The sequence below is a fragment of the Proteiniborus sp. DW1 genome (assembly GCF_900095305.1).
GTDB lineage: Bacteria > Bacillota > Clostridia > Tissierellales > Proteiniboraceae > Proteiniborus.
Map to the genome: position 1 here is coordinate 24452 of NZ_FMDO01000030.1, position 21173 is coordinate 45624.

Genomic DNA, 21173 nt, shown 5'->3' on the forward strand with positions numbered 1-21173 from the left:
GGAATTTAAATGTCAATTAAAGTTGCTATTAATGGATTTGGAAGAATAGGAAGAAATGTTCTAAGAATTGCCTTAGAGGACAATGTAAAAGAGCTAGAGTTTGTTGCTGTAAATAGCTCACAAAGCCCAGCAAGCTTGGCTCACCTATTTAAGTATGATACTTGTTTTGGTAAATTTGAAGGCGAAGTAGGTTCTACAGATGATGCAATAGTTGTAAATGGAAAAGAAATAAAAGTAGTAAACAGTAGAGATCCAGAAGGGCTTCCATGGGCAGAGCTAGGAGTAGACCTAGTAATAGAATCTTCAGGTAAGTTTAGAGACAAGGAAAGCAATATGAAGCACATTAAGGCAGGAGCAAAAAAGGTTATAATTACTGCACCTGGTAAAAATGAAGATGCAACTATAGTTATGGGAGTTAATGAAAAAGATTATGACCCTGTAAATCACGTAGTAGTATCTAATGCATCATGTACAACTAATTGTTTAGCACCATTTGCAAAGGTTATAGTAGAGAAATTTGGAGTAGTAAAAGGCTTAATGACAACAGTTCATGCCTATACAAATGACCAAAGAATTCTTGATGGCTCTCACAAGGATTTAAGAAGAGCAAGAGCAGCAGCTGAATCTATTATTCCAACAACTACAGGAGCAGCAAAGGCAGTTGCATTAGTAATTCCTGAGCTTAAAGGAAAGCTTAATGGTATGGCAATGAGAGTTCCTACACCAACAGTTTCAGTAGTTGACGTTGTATTCGAAGTAGAAAGACCTACAACAGCTGAAGAAGTTAATCAAGCATTGAAAGAAGCAGCAGAAGGCGAATTAAAAGGAATACTAGGTTTCTCAGATGAGCCATTAGTTTCAATAGACTATAGAAAAGACCCACGTTCATCAATAATAGATGGATTATCGACAATGGTAATAGACAATATGGTGAAAATAGTTTCTTGGTATGATAATGAATGGGGATATTCTGCAAGAGTTGTAGATTTAGCAGTGTTAATGGCAAATAAGTGGCAATAAGTATTAGAACCGGTTCAATAGTATAGGCTATTGAACCGGATTTTGAACATTTTTATGATGTTATAGCCATTAGGGAGGGATATTATGTTAAACAAAAAGAGTATTGAAGATTTAAATGTAACAGGAAAAAGAGTCTTAGTAAGATGCGACTTCAACGTTCCTATGAATGATAAAGGTGAAATAACAGACGATAGAAGAATAAGGAGTGCAATACCGACTATAGAATACATAATTAACAATGGTGGAAAAGCTATTGTAATGTCCCACTTAGGCAGACCAAAGGGAGAACCTAATCCCAAATATACACTAGAGCCAGTAGCAAAAAGATTAGGTGAATTACTAAATAAGGATGTAATATTTGCAAAAGATGATATGGTAGCAGGTGAAATAACAAAAGAAATAGTAAATAATATGAAAAATTCCGATGTAGTACTATTAGAAAATACAAGATATAGAAAAGAAGAAGAGAAGAATGGAGAAGAATTTGCAAAACAACTAGCTTCATTAGGAGATATGTTTGTAAATGATGCATTTGGCACTGCACATAGAGCTCATGCATCAAATGTTGGACTAAGCAGTCAATTGCCATCTGCATCAGGATATTTAGTGAAAAAAGAAATTGAAATCATGGGCAAAGCAATGTCTAATCCAGAGAGACCTTTTGTTGCTATATTAGGTGGTGCAAAAGTGTCAGATAAAATTAACGTAATTGAGAACTTTCTAGATAAGGTAGATAGCTTGCTAATTGGTGGTGGAATGGCATACACATTCTTAAAGGCACAGGGATTGGAAATAGGTAAATCACTAGTAGAAGAAGATAAAATTGAATTAGCGAAAAATCTATTGGAAAAAGCAAGAGTTAAGAATGTAAACTTAGTATTACCTTTAGACATGGTAGTTGCTAAAGAATTTAAGAATGAAACTGAGTTTAGAACTGTTGATGTTGATAAAATGCCTGAAGATATGATGGGATTAGATATTGGAGAAAAGACAATAGAAGCTTTCTCTGAAATAATAAAAAGTGCTAAGACCATTTTATGGAATGGTCCTATGGGAGTTTTTGAGATGTCAAACTTTGCAAAAGGCACTAATGCTATTGCGAAGGCAATGTCAGAATCAAATGGAATAACTATTGTAGGCGGAGGAGATAGTGCTGCTGCAGTAGAACAAGCAGGATTAGATCATAAGATGACACATGTCTCTACTGGTGGCGGAGCATCACTAGAATTTTTTGAAGGAAAGGTTCTTCCTGGTATCGCTGCAATAGAGGATAAATAAGGAGGGCTAGTTGTGAGGACACCCATTATAGCTGGTAATTGGAAAATGAACAAAACCATAGATGAAGCCATTCAACTAGTTAATGATATTAAGAACAATTTAAAAGAAGAAGTCGAGGTTGTAGTCTGTGTTCCATTTACAGCATTAAATGAAGTAAAGAAAATCATATCTGGTACAAAGCTTAAGCTTGGTGCACAAAATATGCACTGGGAGGAAAGCGGTGCCTTTACTGGTGAAATATCACCTTTAATGCTTAAAGAAATAGGAGTAGATTATGTAATAATTGGTCACTCAGAGAGAAGACAATATTTCAATGAGACAGATGAAACTGTGAATAAAAAGATAAAATCAGCCCTAAAGCATAATATTATTCCAATAGTCTGTGTAGGAGAGGCTTTGGAGCAGAGAGAGGACAATATTGAGAAAGAAGTAGTAAAATCTCAAGTATTAAAAGCTTTTGAGGATATATCTGCGGAAGATATGGTCAAGATTGTAATTGCATACGAGCCAATATGGGCAATTGGCACAGGAAAGACAGCAACAAAAGAAGAAGCTAATGATATGATATCATTTATAAGAACAACAATAATGGATAAATATGACAGAGGGGTATCAGACAAGGTTAGGATACAATATGGAGGAAGTGTTAAACCAAACAATATTACTGAGATAATGAATCAATCAGATATTGATGGTGCATTAGTAGGGGGAGCTAGCTTAAAACCAGAGGAGTTTATTAAGCTAATTAGTTTTTAAAGAGGTGCAAACATGAAAAAAAGCTTAGTAGCAATTATAATACTAGATGGTTGGGGATTAGGAAAAGAATACGAAGGAAATGCGATACTCAAGGCTAAGACCCCTAATTATAGACTTTTAGTGGAGAATTATCCAAGCACTACCCTAGAGGCTAGTGGACTTTCAGTAGGATTGCCAGAGGGACAAATGGGAAATTCTGAAGTTGGACATCTTAACATAGGTGCTGGAAGGATAATATATCAAGAATTGACTAGAATAACAAAGTCTATTGAGAATAAAGAGTTCTTCAATAAAAAAGAACTTTTAGATGCTATAGAAAACTGTAAAAAGAATAAATCAAAGTTACATTTAATGGGTCTACTATCAGATGGAGGAGTTCATAGTCACAATAGTCATCTATATGCGCTTTTAGAACTTGCTAAGTCTAAAGGGCTAGAGGATGTATATATCCACTGCTTCTTAGATGGGAGAGATGTTCCTCCTAAAAGTGGTAAAGGTTTCTTAGAGGAATTAGAAGCAAAGATATCAGAAATTGGAGTAGGGAAAATAGCTACAATTGCAGGTAGATATTATGCAATGGATAGGGATAAGAGATGGGATAGAACTCAGTTGGCTTACGAAGCACTAACTCTAGGAGTAGGCAATACTGGAGGTTCAGCAATAGAGATTATTAATAAATCTTATGCAGACGAATTAACAGATGAATTTGTTGTGCCTTCAGTAATAATGAATAAAAATAAGCCTGTTGCAGTAGTAGATGAGGGAGATTCTATTATATTCTTTAACTTTAGGCCTGATAGGGCAAGACAATTAACAAGGGCATTTGTAGATGAGGACTTTGAAGGCTTTGAGCGTAAGAAAAAGGTCAATACTCATTATGTGTGCATGACTCAGTATGATAAGACCATAGAAAACGTAGAAATAATTTACAAACCTCAAAGCTATACAAATACACTAGGTGAGTATATAAGTTCATTAGGCATGAAGCAACTAAGGATTGCAGAAACTGAAAAGTACGCTCATGTTACTTTCTTTTTCAACGGAGGTGTTGAAAAACCAAATGAAGGTGAAGACAGGATATTGATACCCTCTCCAAAGGTAGCAACATACGATTTAAAGCCTGAAATGAGTGCTATAGAAGTTAAAAATGAAGTAATAAACAGAATTAAAAGTGGAGTATATGATCTAATTGTACTTAACTTTGCTAATACAGATATGGTAGGACACACAGGAGATTTTAATGCAGCTGTAAAAGCTATTGAAATAGTTGATGCTTGTCTTGGTGAAATAGTTCATGAAATTAATAAAGTAAATGGAAAAGTGCTTATTACAGCAGATCATGGGAATGCTGAAGAGATGATAGATACAGAAACAGGGGGGAAGCTTACTGCCCATACTACTAATAGAGTACCATGTATAATTGTAGGCGAAGGTAATGTAAAGCTGAGGGAAGGAATTTTAGCAGACATTGCCCCCACTTTATTAGATATTATGAATGTTCCAATTCCCCGGGAAATGACTGGAACATCATTGATAATTAAGTAGTTTTAGCGATAGTGGAACAGTAGTTTAATGATAGTGTAGCGATAGCTAAACAATTGTTCAACTACTGCTCACTATTGGTCGAATTAAAACAAGGAGGTTAACAACCATGACAATGATAACAGACATTTATGCGAGAGAGATACTTGACTCGAGAGGAAATCCAACAGTAGAGGTTGAGGTATGGACAGAAAGTGATGGATATGGAAGAGCAGCAGTGCCTTCAGGTGCTTCTACTGGTGCTTTTGAAGCTGTAGAATTAAGAGACAATGACAAAGATAGATATTTAGGCAAAGGAGTAACTAATGCTGTAAATAATGTCAATGAGATAATAGCTCCTGAAATTATAGGGATGGATGCACTAGACCAAGTAGCTATAGATATGAGGCTTATAGAGCTTGATGGTACAGATAATAAGGGGAAACTAGGAGCTAACGCAATTCTTGGAGTGTCAATGGCAGTTGCAAAAGCAGCAGCTGATACATTAGGATTACCACTATATCAATATTTAGGTGGAGTAAATTCAAAAACCCTACCAGTTCCAATGATGAACATACTAAACGGTGGAGAGCATGCTGATAATAATGTAGATATTCAAGAATTCATGGTAATGCCAGTTGGGGCACTTACTTTTAGAGAAGCTCTTAGAATGGGAGCAGAAATATTCCACAATTTAAAGAAAGTTCTAAAGGATAAAGGATTAAATACTGCTGTAGGTGATGAAGGCGGATTTGCTCCAAACTTAAGCTCTAATGAAGAAGCTCTAGCTACTATAGTAGAAGCAATTAAAAAGGCTGGATATAAACCAGGAGAAGAAGTATTCTTAGCATTAGACGTAGCTGCTACAGAAATGTACAACAAAGAAACTAAAGTTTATACTTTAGCAGGTGAAGGAAAAGAGTTCACTTCGGCTGAAATGATTGATTTCTACGAAGAATTAGTTAATAAATATCCTATTATATCAATAGAAGATGGTTTAGATGAAGAAGATTGGGAAGGCTGGAAAGCCTTAACAGAAAGATTAGGAGATAGAGTTCAATTAGTAGGTGACGATTTATTTGTAACTAATACAAAAAGACTAGAGAAAGGCATTCAAACTGGAGTTGCTAACTCAATATTAATTAAGCTTAACCAAATTGGTACTATTACAGAAACCCTTGATGCTATTGAAATGGCAAAGAGAGCTGGATATACAGCAGTTGTTTCACATAGATCAGGTGAGACTGAAGACTCTACTATTGCTGATTTAGTAGTAGCTGTTAATGCTGGACAAATAAAGACAGGTGCACCTTCAAGAACAGATAGAGTAGCTAAATACAATCAATTGCTTAGAATAGAAGATATGCTTGGTGAATCTAGCCAGTATAGAGGAAGAGAAGTCTTTTATAACATAAAAAGAAAATAAAGTAAGCAAGAAGGTATGAATTTCCTAAATTTGCCGAATACTATCAATAGTCAACTATTGATAGTATTCGGCAATTAGGTTTAAAAGCTCATAAACACCTAAATACTTGTTGATTTTATATTGCCACTGTGTTAAAATTATTGTGTTCATGAGACAGAACAGGAGGTGGAAAGATGCAAACATTATTTTATATTTTAATTGTAATAGCGAGCTTGGCACTTATTGCTAGTGTATTATTACAGTCAGGAAAAAGTGCTGGATTATCTGGCAGCATAGGCGGTGGAGCAGAGAGCATTTGGGGTAAAAACAAAGGAAGAAGCTATGAAGGAATACTTAGTAAAATAACTACAATATCTGCAATAGTGTTCGTTATATCAGCATTAGTTTTAACTGCATTGCAGTAATAGTAATTTTTAGTCAAGGAGGAAAGGGTATATGGACATATTTTTAATCTCAGCACCAGTTGTTGGGATAATTGCGCTGTTATTCGCTTTGTATAAAGCATCAACAATTAACAAGGTATCTCCTGGTAATGATAGAATGAAGGAAATAGCATCTTACATTGCAGATGGTGCTATGGCTTTTCTTTCAAGAGAATATAAAACTTTAGCAATATTTGTTGTTATATTATTTATAATTTTATCATTAGGGATAGATATATTAACTGGTGTAAGCTTCTTAATTGGAGCGATTTTTTCAGCTTTAACAGGATTTTTTGGAATGAAAGTTGCTACAAAAGCCAATGTTAGAACTGCTAGCGCTGCAAAGGATGGTGGAATGAATAAAGCTCTTAGCGTAGCATTCTCTGGTGGAGCAGTTATGGGAATGGCAGTTGTAGGGTTAGGACTTTTAGGTGTTGGTATTCTATATGCTACTATAGGTAATCCAGCAACTATAACAGGTTTTGGACTTGGTGCTTCATCAATAGCTCTTTTTGCACGTGTTGGTGGAGGTATATATACTAAAGCTGCCGACGTAGGAGCAGACCTTGTAGGAAAGGTTGAAGCAGGTATTCCAGAAGATGACCCAAGAAACCCTGCAGTTATAGCTGATAACGTAGGAGATAACGTAGGTGACGTTGCAGGTATGGGTGCTGACTTGTTTGAATCTTATGTAGGTTCAATTATATCAGCTATTACATTAGGTGTAGTAGTATTTGATGCAAATGGAGCATTATTCCCATTAGTGTTATCAGCAGTTGGAGTAATTGCTTCTATAATAGGAACTTTCTTTGTAAGAGCTAAAGAAGGTTCAGATCCTCAAAAGTCTCTTAATACTGGTACGCTTGTAAGTTCAGTACTAACAGTTATTGTTGCATTCTTCTTAAGTAAGAGTATGTTAGATTCATATCAGCCTTTTATTGCAATACTTTCTGGACTAGCAGTAGGATTAATCGTAGCTAGAATTACTGAGTATTATACTTCAGGAGATTTCAAGCCTGTTCAAAGCATCGCAGATGAATCAGAAACAGGAAGTTCAACTAATATTATTGGTGGATTATCAGTAGGTATGATGTCTACTGCATGGCCTATAATAGTTATTGCTATAGGTATACTTGTAGCTTTCTTTGCTACAGGAGGAATAGCAGACCCTGCCAAAGGTCTTTATGGTATAGCACTTGCTGCAGTAGGTATGCTATCTACGGCTGCTATGACAATAGCTGTAGATGCTTATGGTCCAATAGCAGATAATGCTGGTGGTATAGCAGAGATGAGTGGATTACCAAAAGAAGTACGTAATGTTACAGATAAACTTGACGCTGTAGGAAATACAACAGCAGCAGTTGGAAAAGGATTTGCTATAGGTTCAGCAGCACTTACAGCATTAGCATTATTTGCATCTTATACACAAGCAGTAAATCTTTCTAGCATAGACTTAACTCAACCAACAGTAATTGCTGGATTATTAATTGGTGGTATGCTACCATTCCTATTCTCAGCTATTACAATGAAAGCTGTTGGTAAAGCAGCATTCAGTATGATAGAAGAGGTTAGAAGACAGTTTAGAGAAATTCCTGGACTAATGGAAGGTAAAGCAAAGCCAGAGTACAGAAAATGTGTTGACATCAGTACAGCAGCTGCATTAAGAGAAATGATTTTCCCAGGACTGTTAGCAGTTATTGCTCCTATAGCTATAGGGGTAATTCTAGGAACTGATGCATTAGGAGGTTTACTAGCTGGTTCGTTAGTTACTGGAGTTCTAATGGCAATATTTATGGCTAACGCAGGTGGGGCTTGGGATAATGCTAAGAAGTACATCGAAGAAGGTAACCATGGTGGTAAAGGTAGTGAGGCTCACAAGGCAGCAGTTGTTGGAGATACTGTTGGTGACCCATTCAAAGACACATCAGGACCATCAATCAACATACTTATTAAGCTAATGACAATTGTAGCATTAGTATTTGGACCTGTTTTCTTATTAATTAATGAAGGTGCAGGTTTAATAAGCAAGTTATTTTAATTAATATAGCATATGAGAAGGTGATTCTATGAATTGCCTTCTTTTTTTGGCTCTTTATCAGTTGATGTTAATATGTTAATTAGAGAAAAAATTAAATTATTGAGTAACCTATAGTAAACTTTAAAAGTAAATTATAAAAAATGATGGGATATCTAAATAAAATTTAATAAGATATGCAAGGGCTTAGAATCATACTGAATGTGTGAATTCTAGGCCTTTAATATTGTTAGATTTTGTGCAATCAGGACATGATAAATTGTCAGTAAATGTAGAAAATAGTATCCGCTCGCAAACTTAAGAAGAAAGAACACGAACATGGTAAAAAAAGCTAAAACGCGATAGAATATAGACTATGGAATATTATCAAAAGTTCTGATATAATCATATAGTACTTTAAAAGTAAATTGCAAAATAAGTGTAAAGGCTAGATGAAAAAGAAATATAATAAGTATGAAGGCTAATTAGATTTTTTTTTAGATATAAAGACAAAATATAAAAATGTCATGACAAATATAAAGTAAATTATAATTATACAGGAGTAACAGGGTATGAATGTAAACATTGAAAATATGGACTTAAATTACATATGCGAGGGAGAAGGAAAGAACATATTAATCCTTCATGGCTGGGGTGCAAGTATTGATACCATAATGCCAATATTTAATTACCTTAAGAATCATTTTAAGGTATATGCCATAGACTTCCCTGGTTGTGGCAAGAGTCAGAAACCTAAGGAAGTTTTGGGCGCTTTTGACTATGCTAGAATTATAAAAAGGTTTATTGACATTATGGAAATGAATGAAGTAATACTAATTGGTCACTCTCATGGAGGAAGAGTATCCTTAGTTTTAGCCAATAAGTACCCGGAGTTAGTGAAGAAAATGATTTTAATAGACAGTGCTGGCCTAATTCCAAAAAGAAAACTAAAATACTATGTTAAGGTTTACACATTTAAAACATTAAAAAAGCTATATAGTCTGGCTTTCTTCTGGATGAACAAGGAAAAAGCAATGGAACGCTTTTACAAGAAATTTGGTTCTGATGACTATAAGGATGCAGATGGAATTATGAGAAAAATACTAGTAAAGCTGGTTAATGAGGATTTACGTCCCTTATTAAATGGGATAAAAGCGTCAACACTCTTGATATGGGGTAGGGATGATGATGCAACACCTGTTTATATGGGAGAGATAATGGAAAAGGAAATTAAGGATAGTGGGCTAGTGGTTTTAGAAAATGCTGGACATTATTCATATCTTGATCAGTTTATTAGATTTAAAGTTATAGTAGACAGCTTTCTTGAAAAGGATAAGGTTAATTAAGTTTTATTATGATAAACTAAAATATAAAGTATTTTGCGAAAACTAGAGTATAAAAATATTTGACAATATAAAATATAAAAAGTATTTGGTAATGCAAAATATTATAATACCTATGCAAATACCATTGTACTTGTATATATAAGTAAAACAAGTATGTGAGATTATAAAAAGGCAAAGTTATGCTGTTAATTTGTAATATTTAGGAGAGTGAATTTGATGTTAAACAGTAATAGCCTTATGATAATACTTGCAGTTATTAGTATTGTCATTTGGAATATATCTTTTTTTTATAGAAGTAGATATATGCTACATATGTTGCAGCTAGAAGGGTATTCAAATGGAAATTATTTAAGATGGGTAAAAGAATTTAAGTATAAGGTATTTGGCTCTAAGATTAATGTACCTGTAATAGCTTCTGTAATTTTTGCGTTAATTACTTTAGCTCCAGTTACAGGAAAAAAACTATTAATTCCGGCTAATATCATAGTTTGGTCTGCCTTAACAATTCTCTCAACCGAATTTAAAAAAGAGAATGTAAAAAAAGATTTAGTATACACTAAGAGAGCACAAAGGTTATTAGCTTCTATGTATGTAGTCAATGTATTGGTTTTAATAGTTTCTACTATAGTATATAGCTTAACTACAACGGACTTTTTCAATAACTATGAAATTTTACTTATAATAGGTACAATATTGTATTACATAGCACCGTATACTTTTTGCTTAGCTAATATATTAGTAAAACCTATAGAGAGAGCAATAAACAAGTATTATTATGATATGGCAAGAAATAAAGTAAGAAGTTTTGAAAATCTCAATATAGTTGGGATAACTGGTAGCTATGGGAAGACAAGTACTAAATTTATTACAGCTAAGATATTAGAAGAAAAATTTAATGTATTAAAAACTCCAGAAAGCTACAACACTCCAATGGGGGTTAGTAAGGTAATTAATAACACATTAACTGATGAATATGATGCATTTGTAGTAGAGATGGGAGCAAGAAAAATTGGCGAAATCAAGGAAATGGCAGAATTGGCAGGGCCTAAAATAGGTGTCATTACTTCAATTGGACCTACACACTTAGATACATTTATAAATATTGATAATATAATGAAAACTAAATATGAGCTGATTGAATCACTACCACCAGATGGGATTGCTATATTTAACTATGATAATCAGTATTTAAGAAAGCTTGCAGATAAGACATTTAAAGAAAAATTACTTTATGGAACTGAAAATACTGAGCTACTAGATATATATGCAACCAATATAGAAGTATCAGAATTAGGCTCAACATTTATTTTAAATGATAAAAATGGGAACTCTATAAAATGTGAAACAAAGCTATTAGGAGAGCATAACATAGTAAACCTATTAGCAGGTGCTTGTGTGGGGGTAGCATTAGGATTAACCTTCGAAGAAATTGCAAGAGGTATCAAGAATGTAGAGCCAGTACCTCATAGATTGCAGCTTATAAATCCAGGCACAGGGATAATAATAATTGATGATGCTTTTAACTCTAATCCGGTCAGTTCAAAAGCAGCCCTAGATGTTATCAGTCAATTTAAAGAGGGTAGAAAGATAATTGTAACCCCTGGAATGATAGAGTTAGGTCAGGAAGAAGAAGAAGCTAATAGACAATTTGGAAGATATATAGCCGACGCCTGTGATTATGTTATACTTGTAGGAAAGAATAGAACCAAGCCTATCTATGAAGGCATATTTGAAAAAGACTTTAATAAGGACAATGTTTTTGTTGTAAGTAGCTTAAATGAAGCTACCTTAGTATTGCAAAAAATCGTTAGACCTAAAGATGTAGTTTTGTTTGAAAATGATTTACCTGATAACTACAACGAGTAATACTAGCCTATAAGTTAGTATAAAGTTCTAAGTTGTATTACAGCAACTTTCTTTTTAAAACTCAATACATTTTAGTTATTAATATAGAATTGGGGGATTTTTATGAAAAAAAGAGTAGGTGTTATTTTTGGTGGCAGAAGCGTGGAACATGAAGTTTCTGTTATTACAGGTATGCAAGTTATAGAAAATATAGATAAAACAAAATATGATGTATTACCTATATATATAAGCAAAGAAGGCAAATGGCTTACTGGCGAGTCATTAATGAATTTTAAGAACTTTAAGGATGATAATTTAAAGAATTTAAAAGAAGTTATATTGACTCCCATATATAATGACAAGAAATTATATTCTCATCCAGAAAGCATAGGCTTTTTAGGGAAAAAGCTTATAGAAAATGTAGATGTGATATTTACAGCACTTCACGGAACTAATGCTGAGGATGGAACAGTTCAAGGATTACTTGAGTTAATAGATATTCCATATACAGGAGCAGGAGTTATGGCTTCTGCAGTTGGTATGGATAAAGTTGCAATGAAGGATGTATTTAGGGCACATGGACTGCCTATAGTAGACTATATATGGTTCTTTAGAAAGAAATGGACTACTGACAGAGAAGCAATAATAAATGATGTTGAGAAGAAGTTGGGATATCCTGTTTTTGTTAAGCCTGCAAACCTCGGTTCAAGTGTAGGCATCACAAAGGCTAAGGATAGAGAAAAGCTAATAGATGCAATTGAAATAGCAATAAGATACGATAGAAAAATAATAGTAGAAAAAAGCGTTGAAAATCCTAGAGAAATAAACTGCGCTGTTATGGGATATGATGATAATGTAAAGGCATCATTATGTGAAGAGCCAGTAGGATGGAAAGAGCTACTTACTTATGAAGATAAGTATATTAGCAGTAATAGTAAAGGTTCAAAGGGTGGAGGAAGAAACATACCTGCTGACCTTCCAGAAGAGACAACTAAACTAATACAAGAGATAGCAAAGCAAGCTTTTATGTCTATTGACTGTAGGGGAAATGCAAGAATAGACTTCTTACTAGATCAAGACGGAAAGGTATTTGTAAATGAAATCAATACTCTACCAGGTTCAGTTGCTTATTATTTGTGGGAACCAATGGGAATTAGCTTTAAAGACTTAATCACTGAGCTAATAGATATAGCATTAGAAGCACATAAAGAAAAAAATGAAAACATGTATTCATATGATGTTGATTTATTTAAAAGAATAGAATTTGGTGGAAGTAAAGCAAAGAAAATATAAATTTTTATTTGAGACATGGTTGATTATAATCATGTCTTTTATATTAAAAAAATATAACCACAGGTAATAAACTATGCTATAATATGGAATAAGAGTCTTGGAATAAGTTTCATTAATGTTATAAAGTTAGTACATACAAAGGAGAGAAATAAAATGAACAGAGAAGAAGCCTTGAAGCATTTAAAAGAAAATATAAAGAATAAAAACTTACTGAAACATATGTATGCCACAGAGGCTGTGATGAGGGGGCTTGCAGAGAGATTTGGTGAGGACAAAGATAGATGGGGAATAGCAGGATTAGTTCATGATATAGATTATGATACTACAGCTGATGATCCACAAAAACATAGCCTAGTAGGTGGAGCAATGCTAGAGGAATTAGGCTATGATAAGGATATTGTTTATGCAATTAAAGCCCATAATAAAGTACATGGATTAGAGAGAAAGTCACTAATGGATAAGGCTTTATTTTGTACTGACCCATTAACTGGACTAATTGTAGCATCTGCGCTGATTTCTCCAGCAAAAAAGCTCCACGCTATAGATACTCAATTTGTAATAAACAGATTTCACGAAAAGACATTTGCAAAGGGTGCAAACAGAGAACAAATAAGTGCATGTAGTGATTTAGGTCTTACTTTAGAAGAATTTATTAGTATAGGACTTGACTCAATGAGGCAAATTAATGATATATTGGAACTTTAATAAAATGGAGGAGTTATATGTATGAACACTAAAGGAAAAATAGTAGAGTTTATGGAAAAACAAGCCTACAAGCCTATGTTAAGAGAAGAGCTTGCAAGAGCCTTTGAAATTGAACCAGTAGATTATAGAGATTTTTTTAAGTTATTGGACGAAATGGAAAATGAAGGCCTTATCATCAAAACACATAAAGATAGATATGGAATTCCTGAAAAAATGAATTTAGTGGTGGGTAGGTTGCAATGTCATCAGAGAGGATTTGGCTTTTTAATACCAGATAATAAAGAACTTAAAGATGTATTTGTCTCAGCTCAAGATATGAATGGAGCACTACATGGAGATAAAGTAGTAGTTAGACTTATCACAAAAAACAGTGAAGGTAGAAGGCAAGAAGGAGAAGTAATTAGAATCCTAGAAAGAGTTAATAAGACAATTGTTGGGGTATACGAAAACAGCAAGAATTTTGGATTTGTAGTTCCTAGTGATACACGAATAAATATGGATATATTCATACCAAAGTCTGAAATTAATGGTGCAAAGACTAACGAAATAGTAATAGTAGAGATTACTAAGTGGCCAGAAAAAAGAAGAAATCCAGAGGGCAAGGTAATTGAAATTCTAGGACATAAAAATGATACTGGAACAGATATTCTAGCTATACTTAAAAAATACGGTTTACCAGAGGATTTTCCAGAAGAGGTTTATGCAGAGGCTGATAGAATACCTGAAGAAATACGTGAAGAGGAAATAAAGAGGAGATTAGATTTAAGGGATAAGAATATATTTACCATAGACGGTGCAGATGCAAAAGATTTAGATGATGCTATTTCAATTGAGAAGCTTGAAAATGGAAACTATAAGTTAGGGGTTCACATAGCTGATGTAACATATTATGTAAGGGAAAAATCCCCATTAGATAAAGAAGCCCTAAAAAGAGGCACAAGCGTATATTTAGTAGATAGAGTTATACCTATGCTTCCTAAAAAGCTGTCAAATGGTGTATGTAGTTTGCATCCAGGAGTTCCAAGATTGACATTAAGTATTCTTATGGAGATAAACAATAACGGTAAAGTAGTTGATCATCAAATACTAGAAACTGTTATAGAAAGTAAGGAAAGACTTATATACGATGATATATCAGATTTACTTGAAAATGATGATCCAGTACAAAAAGAACGTTATGCTCATATTTTAGAAGATTTAAAGCTGGCCGAGGAGCTTTGTAGAATACTGACTAGAATGAGGGAAGAAAGAGGAAGTATAGATTTTGATTTTCCAGAGTCTAAAATTATACTAGATGATAAAGGCAAGCCAATAGATATCAGAAAATATGACAGAAGAATAGCCAATAGAATAATAGAAGAATTTATGCTAATAAGCAACGAAACAGTGGCTGAATACATGTATTGGACTGATATACCATTCCTATATAGAATACACGAGGATCCAGATATGGAGAAGATAAATGAATTCAATAAGTTCATTCATAACTTTGGATATCATCTTAAAGGCTCGCAGGAGGTACATCCAAAGGAGCTTCAAGAACTTCTTAAAAAAATCGAAAATACAAGAGAAGAGACAATTATAAATACTTTAATGCTTAGGTCGTTGAGAAAGGCTAAATATAGTGCAGAAGCTGAGGGGCATTTTGGATTAGCTGCAAAGTACTACACACACTTTACAGCACCAATTAGAAGATATCCTGATCTTCAAATTCATAGAATCATTAAAGAATTTATCAATAATAAGATAGATGAACAAAGAATAGAAAAGCTAAGGACTCTTTTACCAAGAGTGGCAGAGCATGCATCAGAAACAGAAAGAACTGCCGATGAAGCATCTAGAGAAACTGAAGATTTAAAGAAAGTAGAATATATGGCAAGCCGAATAGGACAGGAGTTCGACGGCATCATATCTGGAGTTATGCCTTTCGGAATATTTGTAGAGCTAGGAAATACAATAGAAGGACTAGTACATATTAGTACACTAGTAGATGACTATTATGAATATGACCAGCCAAACTATAGATTCATAGGTGAAATGACTAAAAAGATTTATAGAATTGGTGATGAAGTAAGAATCAGGGTAGTAGGAACGGATATGGCAAATAGACAAATTGATTTTGTACTCATTTAAAAATGAAGTTGACATAATTATATGTTTTTGTTATAATTTAATTTGCACTAAATTGGTTATGGTGGGGGTCCTATGAGTACAAATACGCAGATTAAAACATTAGCAACAAATAGAAAAGCAAGACATGATTTCTTTATAGAGGAAACAATAGAAGCAGGAATTGCCCTAACTGGTACGGAGGTTAAATCCTTCAGACAGGGTAAGGTTAATTTAAAAGAAAGCTATGCTATGGTTGAAAATAGTGAGGTCTTTATCTATGGTATGCATGTAAGTCCTTATGAACAAGGCAATATATACAATGTGGATCCTCTAAGAAAAAGAAAGCTATTGCTTCATAAAAGAGAAATCAGAAAACTAGTAGGCTATATTACTCAAAAAGGATATTCCCTAGTACCTCTAAGTGCATATCTTAAGAATGGCAAAGTAAAGATAGAGTTAGCTATAGCGAAAGGTAAAAAGCTATATGATAAAAGAGAAGATATAGCAAAGAAAGATGCAGAGAGAAGAATACAAAGACATTTAAGTGAAAAATACTAACTAGTTGTCATTTTGAGCAAGGTGAGGAATCTCTTGATGTATTAATCTCTAATTTCCAAGCTTTGCTTTATTGAGTTGGATGTTGAGCATATTAATTATCAATTCTCGACTCTCAATTCTTAATTAAATATATGGGGGCGAAAAGGTTTCGACGGGGGTATGGAGTAAAGAGTAGCGAGTCGTTGTCGCCAAGCAACGTAAAAAGTGGCACCTAAAATTAAACGCAAACGATAATTACGCATTAGCTGCCTAAGCGCAGCTACGTCTACTCTAACGGTCCTGCCCGTTAGATGCTAGGCGCCAAGTAAGCAGGGAACTACTTAAGGGGTGCTCTGACCTTAAGTGGATAAATTGGAGATAGTTTAGTGAGAAGCCTGTTGCTGGGCGTTTCATGAGGCGATAGCTCAAATCAGTAACTGCACTCGGAGAAGCTCTTTATAAAGTGCTTTCGGACGTGGGTTCGACTCCCACCGCCTCCACCAAAAAGACATAAAAGCCTTGATTAGATTTTCTAGTCAAGGCTTTTATAATGCCATAAAACCTTTATAAAACTGTTCTTTCATCAACCTCAACTCGTCGGATTTTCTTTCATTTTTAGGAGTAATTTGCTTATATTTATCAAAAATTAGCCTACAGAGCTTCTTTTCATTAATTACTAGATAAGGTTCAATTTCACTAAGAAGCATTATAGCATCATCATATATTGCTTTATATATAGGTCTCATTAACCTAAAAGCTGAAAAATGTTTTTCAAAGAAAGAATTTGCTATAAGAAATAAAATATAATGAAAAGTATCTTTATTTATTTTATTGTTAATATTTTTAATATTTTTAATATTTTTAATATTTTTAATATTTTTAATATTTCTAATGCTTCTAATTTATTTTAACTAAAGCAATAATACATTATGGTATTTGCTAAAAGAATTAGTATATAAAGTTGAGACTATGAATATAGTTAATATGGAAGGTGTTTTTGACTTATATTTGGGCTAGCTTTTTTATTCGGATGATTCTAATCAAGAAGTTCTTTTGCAATTGTTTCTTGTCTAATGCTTTAATGATGTGAAGCGAAAATATGAAAATTATTAAATTAAATTATTAAATTAAGGTAAGATTTTATTTTATAGGAGGAATTTGTTTTTTTATGTAGAATATTACCTTTATTACAACTAATACAAAAATACTTGAAGTTAGTAACTGTTATATCGCAATTTTATTTACCTATACAAAGTCAAATTAATTTAACCTATAACTAGTTAAAAACAAGCAAAACAGGAGATTAAATAATATGGTTATAGGGTTTCAGCTAAAAAAGGCAAGTTATAGTACCTTGAAAGTTAAGCAAAGAGACTTTGTCCCCTTAAATTCCTAGGATTTATCACTATTATTAAGTTTAGGAAAAAACTTTATTTTATAGAAGGGTTTTGGTTTTTTATGTAGAATAATCCTTATATACCAATGAAAAACAGGAGAGATTTTTAAATTGATGATATGACTAAGTACTATGCTATTAACCTCGGAACATTACGAGATTTTTTAAAAAAAAGACCAGCGAATTAAAGTCAAGTAGTTTTTAAAAAGTTTTTTAAAACTTTTTCAAAGCTATCTTGCATAAGAGAATTAAAAATTTGTATAACAACAAGACTACATCAGCGTTAGGTATGTTAGTAGCTTTAAGTTCTTGGAATCTATACAGTAGGGCAATATTTCTGGTATCCACTTTGTCATTTTTCACTTTTCTAATTCCAATATTTTGATAGAATTAGACTGGATGGGGTTTATGATGGAAACCTCAAATCCATTTTTGCAAAGTGAGTGGAAAAGGGTTTTGTGATAGTGCCCAGTGGATTCAATGACAATGAAAGCTCTTGAAGCAAAGTCTTTTTCTACTTTTTTGAGTAAGCCAAGTGTTCTTTCAAAGTCAGAACAGGAATCATGTTTAATTTTCATTCGGGCAATAACTTCATTAGAAGGAGAAAGAATAGCCATCTCACTGAAGAATTTGCCTACATCAATTCTAGCAATAGGTCTAAAAGACATTCAAAAAAACCTCCTTAAAGGATATCAATAGGACTTTAAAGTATCCATTCCTCTCCATGTAAGCAAATAACCTTGCATGTAGCACGAGGAACCAGCTAAAGAGCTGACATCAACCAGCCAAAACATGCAGACTTACTAGAATGGATAAATACTCTTTTTTACGGGTAGTCGTCCTAAAAAGGTCCGTCCCAGGAGGTGATATATTCACCCTCCAAGTCTAGAAAATATTATACATGATTGTCAAGGTTCATGCTAACATGTGCTGGCGAAATAGCTAAGGTAAGAAGCTAAAAGAAGTATTTGATGTTTAGAAGATAAAAAAATTTATTATATTATGCTAATTAAGAAATTGTAGGTTAAACAGTGATTTTATTCACTGATTAATACAATATTAATTGTACAAGGGGGAAATAAAGGTATGAAAAGCAAATCATGTAGGATCTTATCACTAGTTTTGGTTTTAGTTATGTGCGCTGGCTTATTTACAGCATGCAAAAGCACTGAAACCAAAGAAACATCTTCAAAGGAAGGAGCTACAATTATAGGTGCTGATAACATAACTATAGAAGAAGCATCAGACTTTGATCCTCTTCAAGGTGTATCAGCAAAGGACAAGGATGGCAATGATATAACATCTGATATTGAAGTTAAAGGTGAAGTCAATACCCTTGAGCCAGGTGATTATAGGCTAACTTATACTATTAAAGGTACTGATGTATCAGTTACTAGAGTTGTAACAGTTAAAGGTCTTGAAGCCACTTATGCAAATGGTACTTATAACTTCAAGTTTGCTTCATCTGACCTAAGACACACTTTCATGGCAGCTGCAGAAGACTATCTGCTACATAACCAGTTTGCTGGAGTTCCACTAATGGCAGATGCTGGTTTTACACTTTTCTCTAGTAGGATGCAGCTTGCAAGCGAAACTTATTTACCTGTTTTAGGTTTTGGAGTGACCTATTCAACTATGAGTGCTGATGATAGCAAAGTACTTATGGAAGATGGTAGAAATGGTAACGCTGGTGAGTACACCCTTAGACAAGCTCTAGCAAACAACCCTACACAATGGAATCACTGGTTGTATGATGATAGTACAACATCTGATGTTATGGTGCTTTTTCTTGATTCCTTGTATACTTTTGACTTTAATGCTGATAAGACTGGATATGTGCTTAATCCATCCATGGCTGATGGCAATCCAATTCCTATAGAAGGCCGCGAATTACCAAGTGGCAAAACGGTTTCTAAAAAATGGCAAATAAAAATTAAAGATGGTCTTCAGTGGAAGTTCAACCCAAAAACTGATACTTCAATGATAACTAAGACTAATATTGATGCTACTGATTTTTATGAAACTTATAAGCTTGCATTAACAGAAAAATGGTTTAGAGCTATAAGTGGTGGTGGAGACTTCTGTACAAGTTCATCTAAAGTAATTAACGCACAAGAATATGTAGACGGACAAAAAGAGTGGGATGACGTAGGTATTAAGTTAATTGATGATAAGACTCTTCAATTTGAGTTTGTTGACGAGCAGTCAGAATGGAATGTTAAGTATTTCTTAAATGGTTTTGTAACTACTCCAATTAACATTGAACTATATAATGCTTTAGGAGATAAATATGGTATCGATGAAAAAACAATAGCATATCATGGACCTTATTATGTTGATTATTATGAACCTGATAAGGTTATAAGATATAAGAAAAATGACCTATATCACAATGCTGATAAATATTTTTATACAGGAAGAGTTTTTACAATCATAAAGGAAGCAGAGATGCGTTTCCAAGAATTTATTGCAGGCAAACTTGATTCTGTTGGCTTACCTGCATCACATTATGAAGAATATAAAAATCATCCTGGACTAAAGCATGTTCCTGGAGCTACAACCTTCAGAATGATGATTAATGGTTTAGGTACAAGAGAAGCACAGCTTGAAAAATTCCCAGAAGGAGAATGGGTTCCAGAACCAATTTTAGCAAATACAGACTTTAAAATGGGTATGTATCATGCAATAGACAGAAAGAAGCTTGCTGAAGAAGTTATGAAAACTTCTCAAGCACAGATGTATCTATTTACAGATGCTTATGTAGTAGATGCTGAGCTGGGGATACCTTATAGAAACACTCCACAAGGTATGTCAGTAGGAGCAGATCTTTCACCTTCAACCCATGGTTATAACCTAGATGCTGCGAAAGCTTATTTTGAAAAAGCACTTGATACTTTAGTTGCTGAGGGCGCTTATAAGAGTGGAGATGTGATTAATATTGAGTTTAACTACTTTAGCGGAAGTGAAACTCAGGAGATGATGGCTTCTTACATTAAAGATGCTTTAGAAGCAGCCTTCAACAGTGAAAAGCATAATATCAAAGTTAATGTAGATATTATAGCAAAAGATTTCCCAGGAATCTATTATGATTACATGATGGTTGGTGAATTTGATACTTCAATAGGTGGAATCTCTGGTTCAACATTAGATGCAGCTTCATTCCTAGATAACTTCTGTTCAGACAACAGAGGTGGATTTACACTAAACTGGGGTATTGATACTAGCGTACCAGAAATCACAGTCTTATATACTGACGATGATGGTAATCCAGTTAAAGAGATATGGTCCTATGATGCTATTGTATCAGCATTAAACGGGGAAATAAAAGTTGTTGATGGTAAAGAGGCAAAATAAGAGCTTATGAGGATCTAGCTTTTAACAGACAATTTTAAAAGTGAAAAAGGCGGATAAGCGTCTAGATGTATTAAATCTTTATAATGCTAGTTATGATTTTGACAGTTAATTTCATTTAATAAAGATGACACTTGCTTATCCGCCTACT

The 21173-nt window shown here is 33.7% G+C and carries 15 protein-coding genes, 1 other RNA gene and 1 pseudogene; 15 read left to right on the forward strand and 2 right to left on the reverse strand.

The annotated features are described in order from the left end of the window. Nucleotides 1-9: 9 nt before the first annotated feature. The 14 genes from gap (at nt 10) to ssrA (ending at nt 16778) form a co-directional block, all read left to right on the forward strand. Nucleotides 10-1020 carry a type I glyceraldehyde-3-phosphate dehydrogenase gene (gap, locus tag DW1_RS07115; RefSeq protein WP_074349923.1) on the forward strand — a complete coding sequence of 337 codons (1011 nt, stop codon included), beginning with the start codon at nt 10-12 and terminating at the stop codon, nt 1018-1020. An 81-nt stretch (nt 1021-1101) separates the two neighbouring features. Beyond that, on the forward strand, nt 1102-2298 hold the full coding sequence (locus DW1_RS07120; RefSeq protein ID WP_278335732.1) for a phosphoglycerate kinase: 1197 nt from the start codon (nt 1102-1104) through the stop codon (nt 2296-2298). Nucleotides 2299-2310: 12 nt separating this feature from the next. Next, a complete protein-coding gene (gene tpiA / locus DW1_RS07125; RefSeq protein ID WP_074349925.1) occupies nt 2311-3054 on the forward strand; it encodes a triose-phosphate isomerase in 744 nt (247 codons plus the stop codon). Between the two features lie 12 nt (nt 3055-3066). Beyond that, nucleotides 3067-4599: a 2,3-bisphosphoglycerate-independent phosphoglycerate mutase gene (gene gpmI / locus DW1_RS07130; protein WP_074349926.1), complete on the forward strand. Its 1533-nt coding sequence runs from the start codon at nt 3067-3069 to the stop codon at nt 4597-4599. Between the two features lie 106 nt (nt 4600-4705). Continuing rightward, nucleotides 4706-6001, forward strand: a complete 1296-nt coding sequence (gene eno / locus DW1_RS07135) for a phosphopyruvate hydratase (RefSeq protein WP_074349927.1) — start codon at nt 4706-4708, stop codon at nt 5999-6001. 173 nt (nt 6002-6174) lie between these two features. Then, complete coding sequence (gene secG / locus DW1_RS07140; protein WP_074349928.1) at nt 6175-6405, forward strand: preprotein translocase subunit SecG; 231 nt, start codon at nt 6175-6177, stop codon at nt 6403-6405. 31 nt (nt 6406-6436) lie between these two features. Then, on the forward strand, nt 6437-8461 hold the full coding sequence (locus DW1_RS07145; RefSeq protein WP_074349929.1) for a sodium-translocating pyrophosphatase: 2025 nt from the start codon (nt 6437-6439) through the stop codon (nt 8459-8461). Between the two features lie 548 nt (nt 8462-9009). Then, the gene (locus DW1_RS07150) at nt 9010-9783 is read left to right on the forward strand and encodes an alpha/beta fold hydrolase (RefSeq protein WP_074349930.1); all 774 of its coding nucleotides are present in this window, start codon (nt 9010-9012) and stop codon (nt 9781-9783) included. Nucleotides 9784-9999: 216 nt separating this feature from the next. Further along, entirely contained in the window at nt 10000-11649 is a 1650-nt protein-coding gene (gene murF / locus DW1_RS07155) for a UDP-N-acetylmuramoyl-tripeptide--D-alanyl-D-alanine ligase (RefSeq protein WP_074349931.1), read from the forward strand. A gap of 102 nt (nt 11650-11751) precedes the next feature. Beyond that, nucleotides 11752-12921, forward strand: a complete 1170-nt coding sequence (locus DW1_RS07160; RefSeq protein ID WP_074349932.1) for a D-alanine--D-alanine ligase family protein — start codon at nt 11752-11754, stop codon at nt 12919-12921. 153 nt (nt 12922-13074) lie between these two features. After that, nucleotides 13075-13626, forward strand: coding sequence for an HD domain-containing protein (locus DW1_RS07165; RefSeq protein ID WP_074349933.1), 552 nt, complete (start codon nt 13075-13077; stop codon nt 13624-13626). A gap of 21 nt (nt 13627-13647) precedes the next feature. After that, on the forward strand, nt 13648-15759 hold the full coding sequence (rnr, locus tag DW1_RS07170; protein ID WP_074349934.1) for a ribonuclease R: 2112 nt from the start codon (nt 13648-13650) through the stop codon (nt 15757-15759). Between the two features lie 72 nt (nt 15760-15831). After that, on the forward strand, nt 15832-16296 hold the full coding sequence (smpB, locus tag DW1_RS07175; RefSeq protein ID WP_074349935.1) for an SsrA-binding protein SmpB: 465 nt from the start codon (nt 15832-15834) through the stop codon (nt 16294-16296). 133 nt (nt 16297-16429) lie between these two features. Beyond that, nucleotides 16430-16778, forward strand: a transfer-messenger RNA (tmRNA) gene (ssrA, locus tag DW1_RS07180). Between the two features lie 42 nt (nt 16779-16820). On the opposite strand, the gene DW1_RS07185 is transcribed toward ssrA, so the two are convergent. Both DW1_RS07185 and DW1_RS07190 read right to left on the reverse strand, forming a co-directional pair. Further along, complete coding sequence (locus tag DW1_RS07185; RefSeq protein WP_074349936.1) at nt 16821-17021, reverse strand: hypothetical protein; 201 nt, start codon at nt 17019-17021, stop codon at nt 16821-16823. A 923-nt stretch (nt 17022-17944) separates the two neighbouring features. Next, nucleotides 17945-18339 (reverse strand): annotated as a pseudogene (locus tag DW1_RS07190) (transposase); the annotation flags it as partial. Between the two features lie 418 nt (nt 18340-18757). Between DW1_RS07190 and DW1_RS07195 the strand changes: the two are divergent. Continuing rightward, nucleotides 18758-21025: an ABC transporter substrate-binding protein gene (locus DW1_RS07195; protein ID WP_074349937.1), complete on the forward strand. Its 2268-nt coding sequence runs from the start codon at nt 18758-18760 to the stop codon at nt 21023-21025. Nucleotides 21026-21173 lie beyond the last annotated feature (148 nt).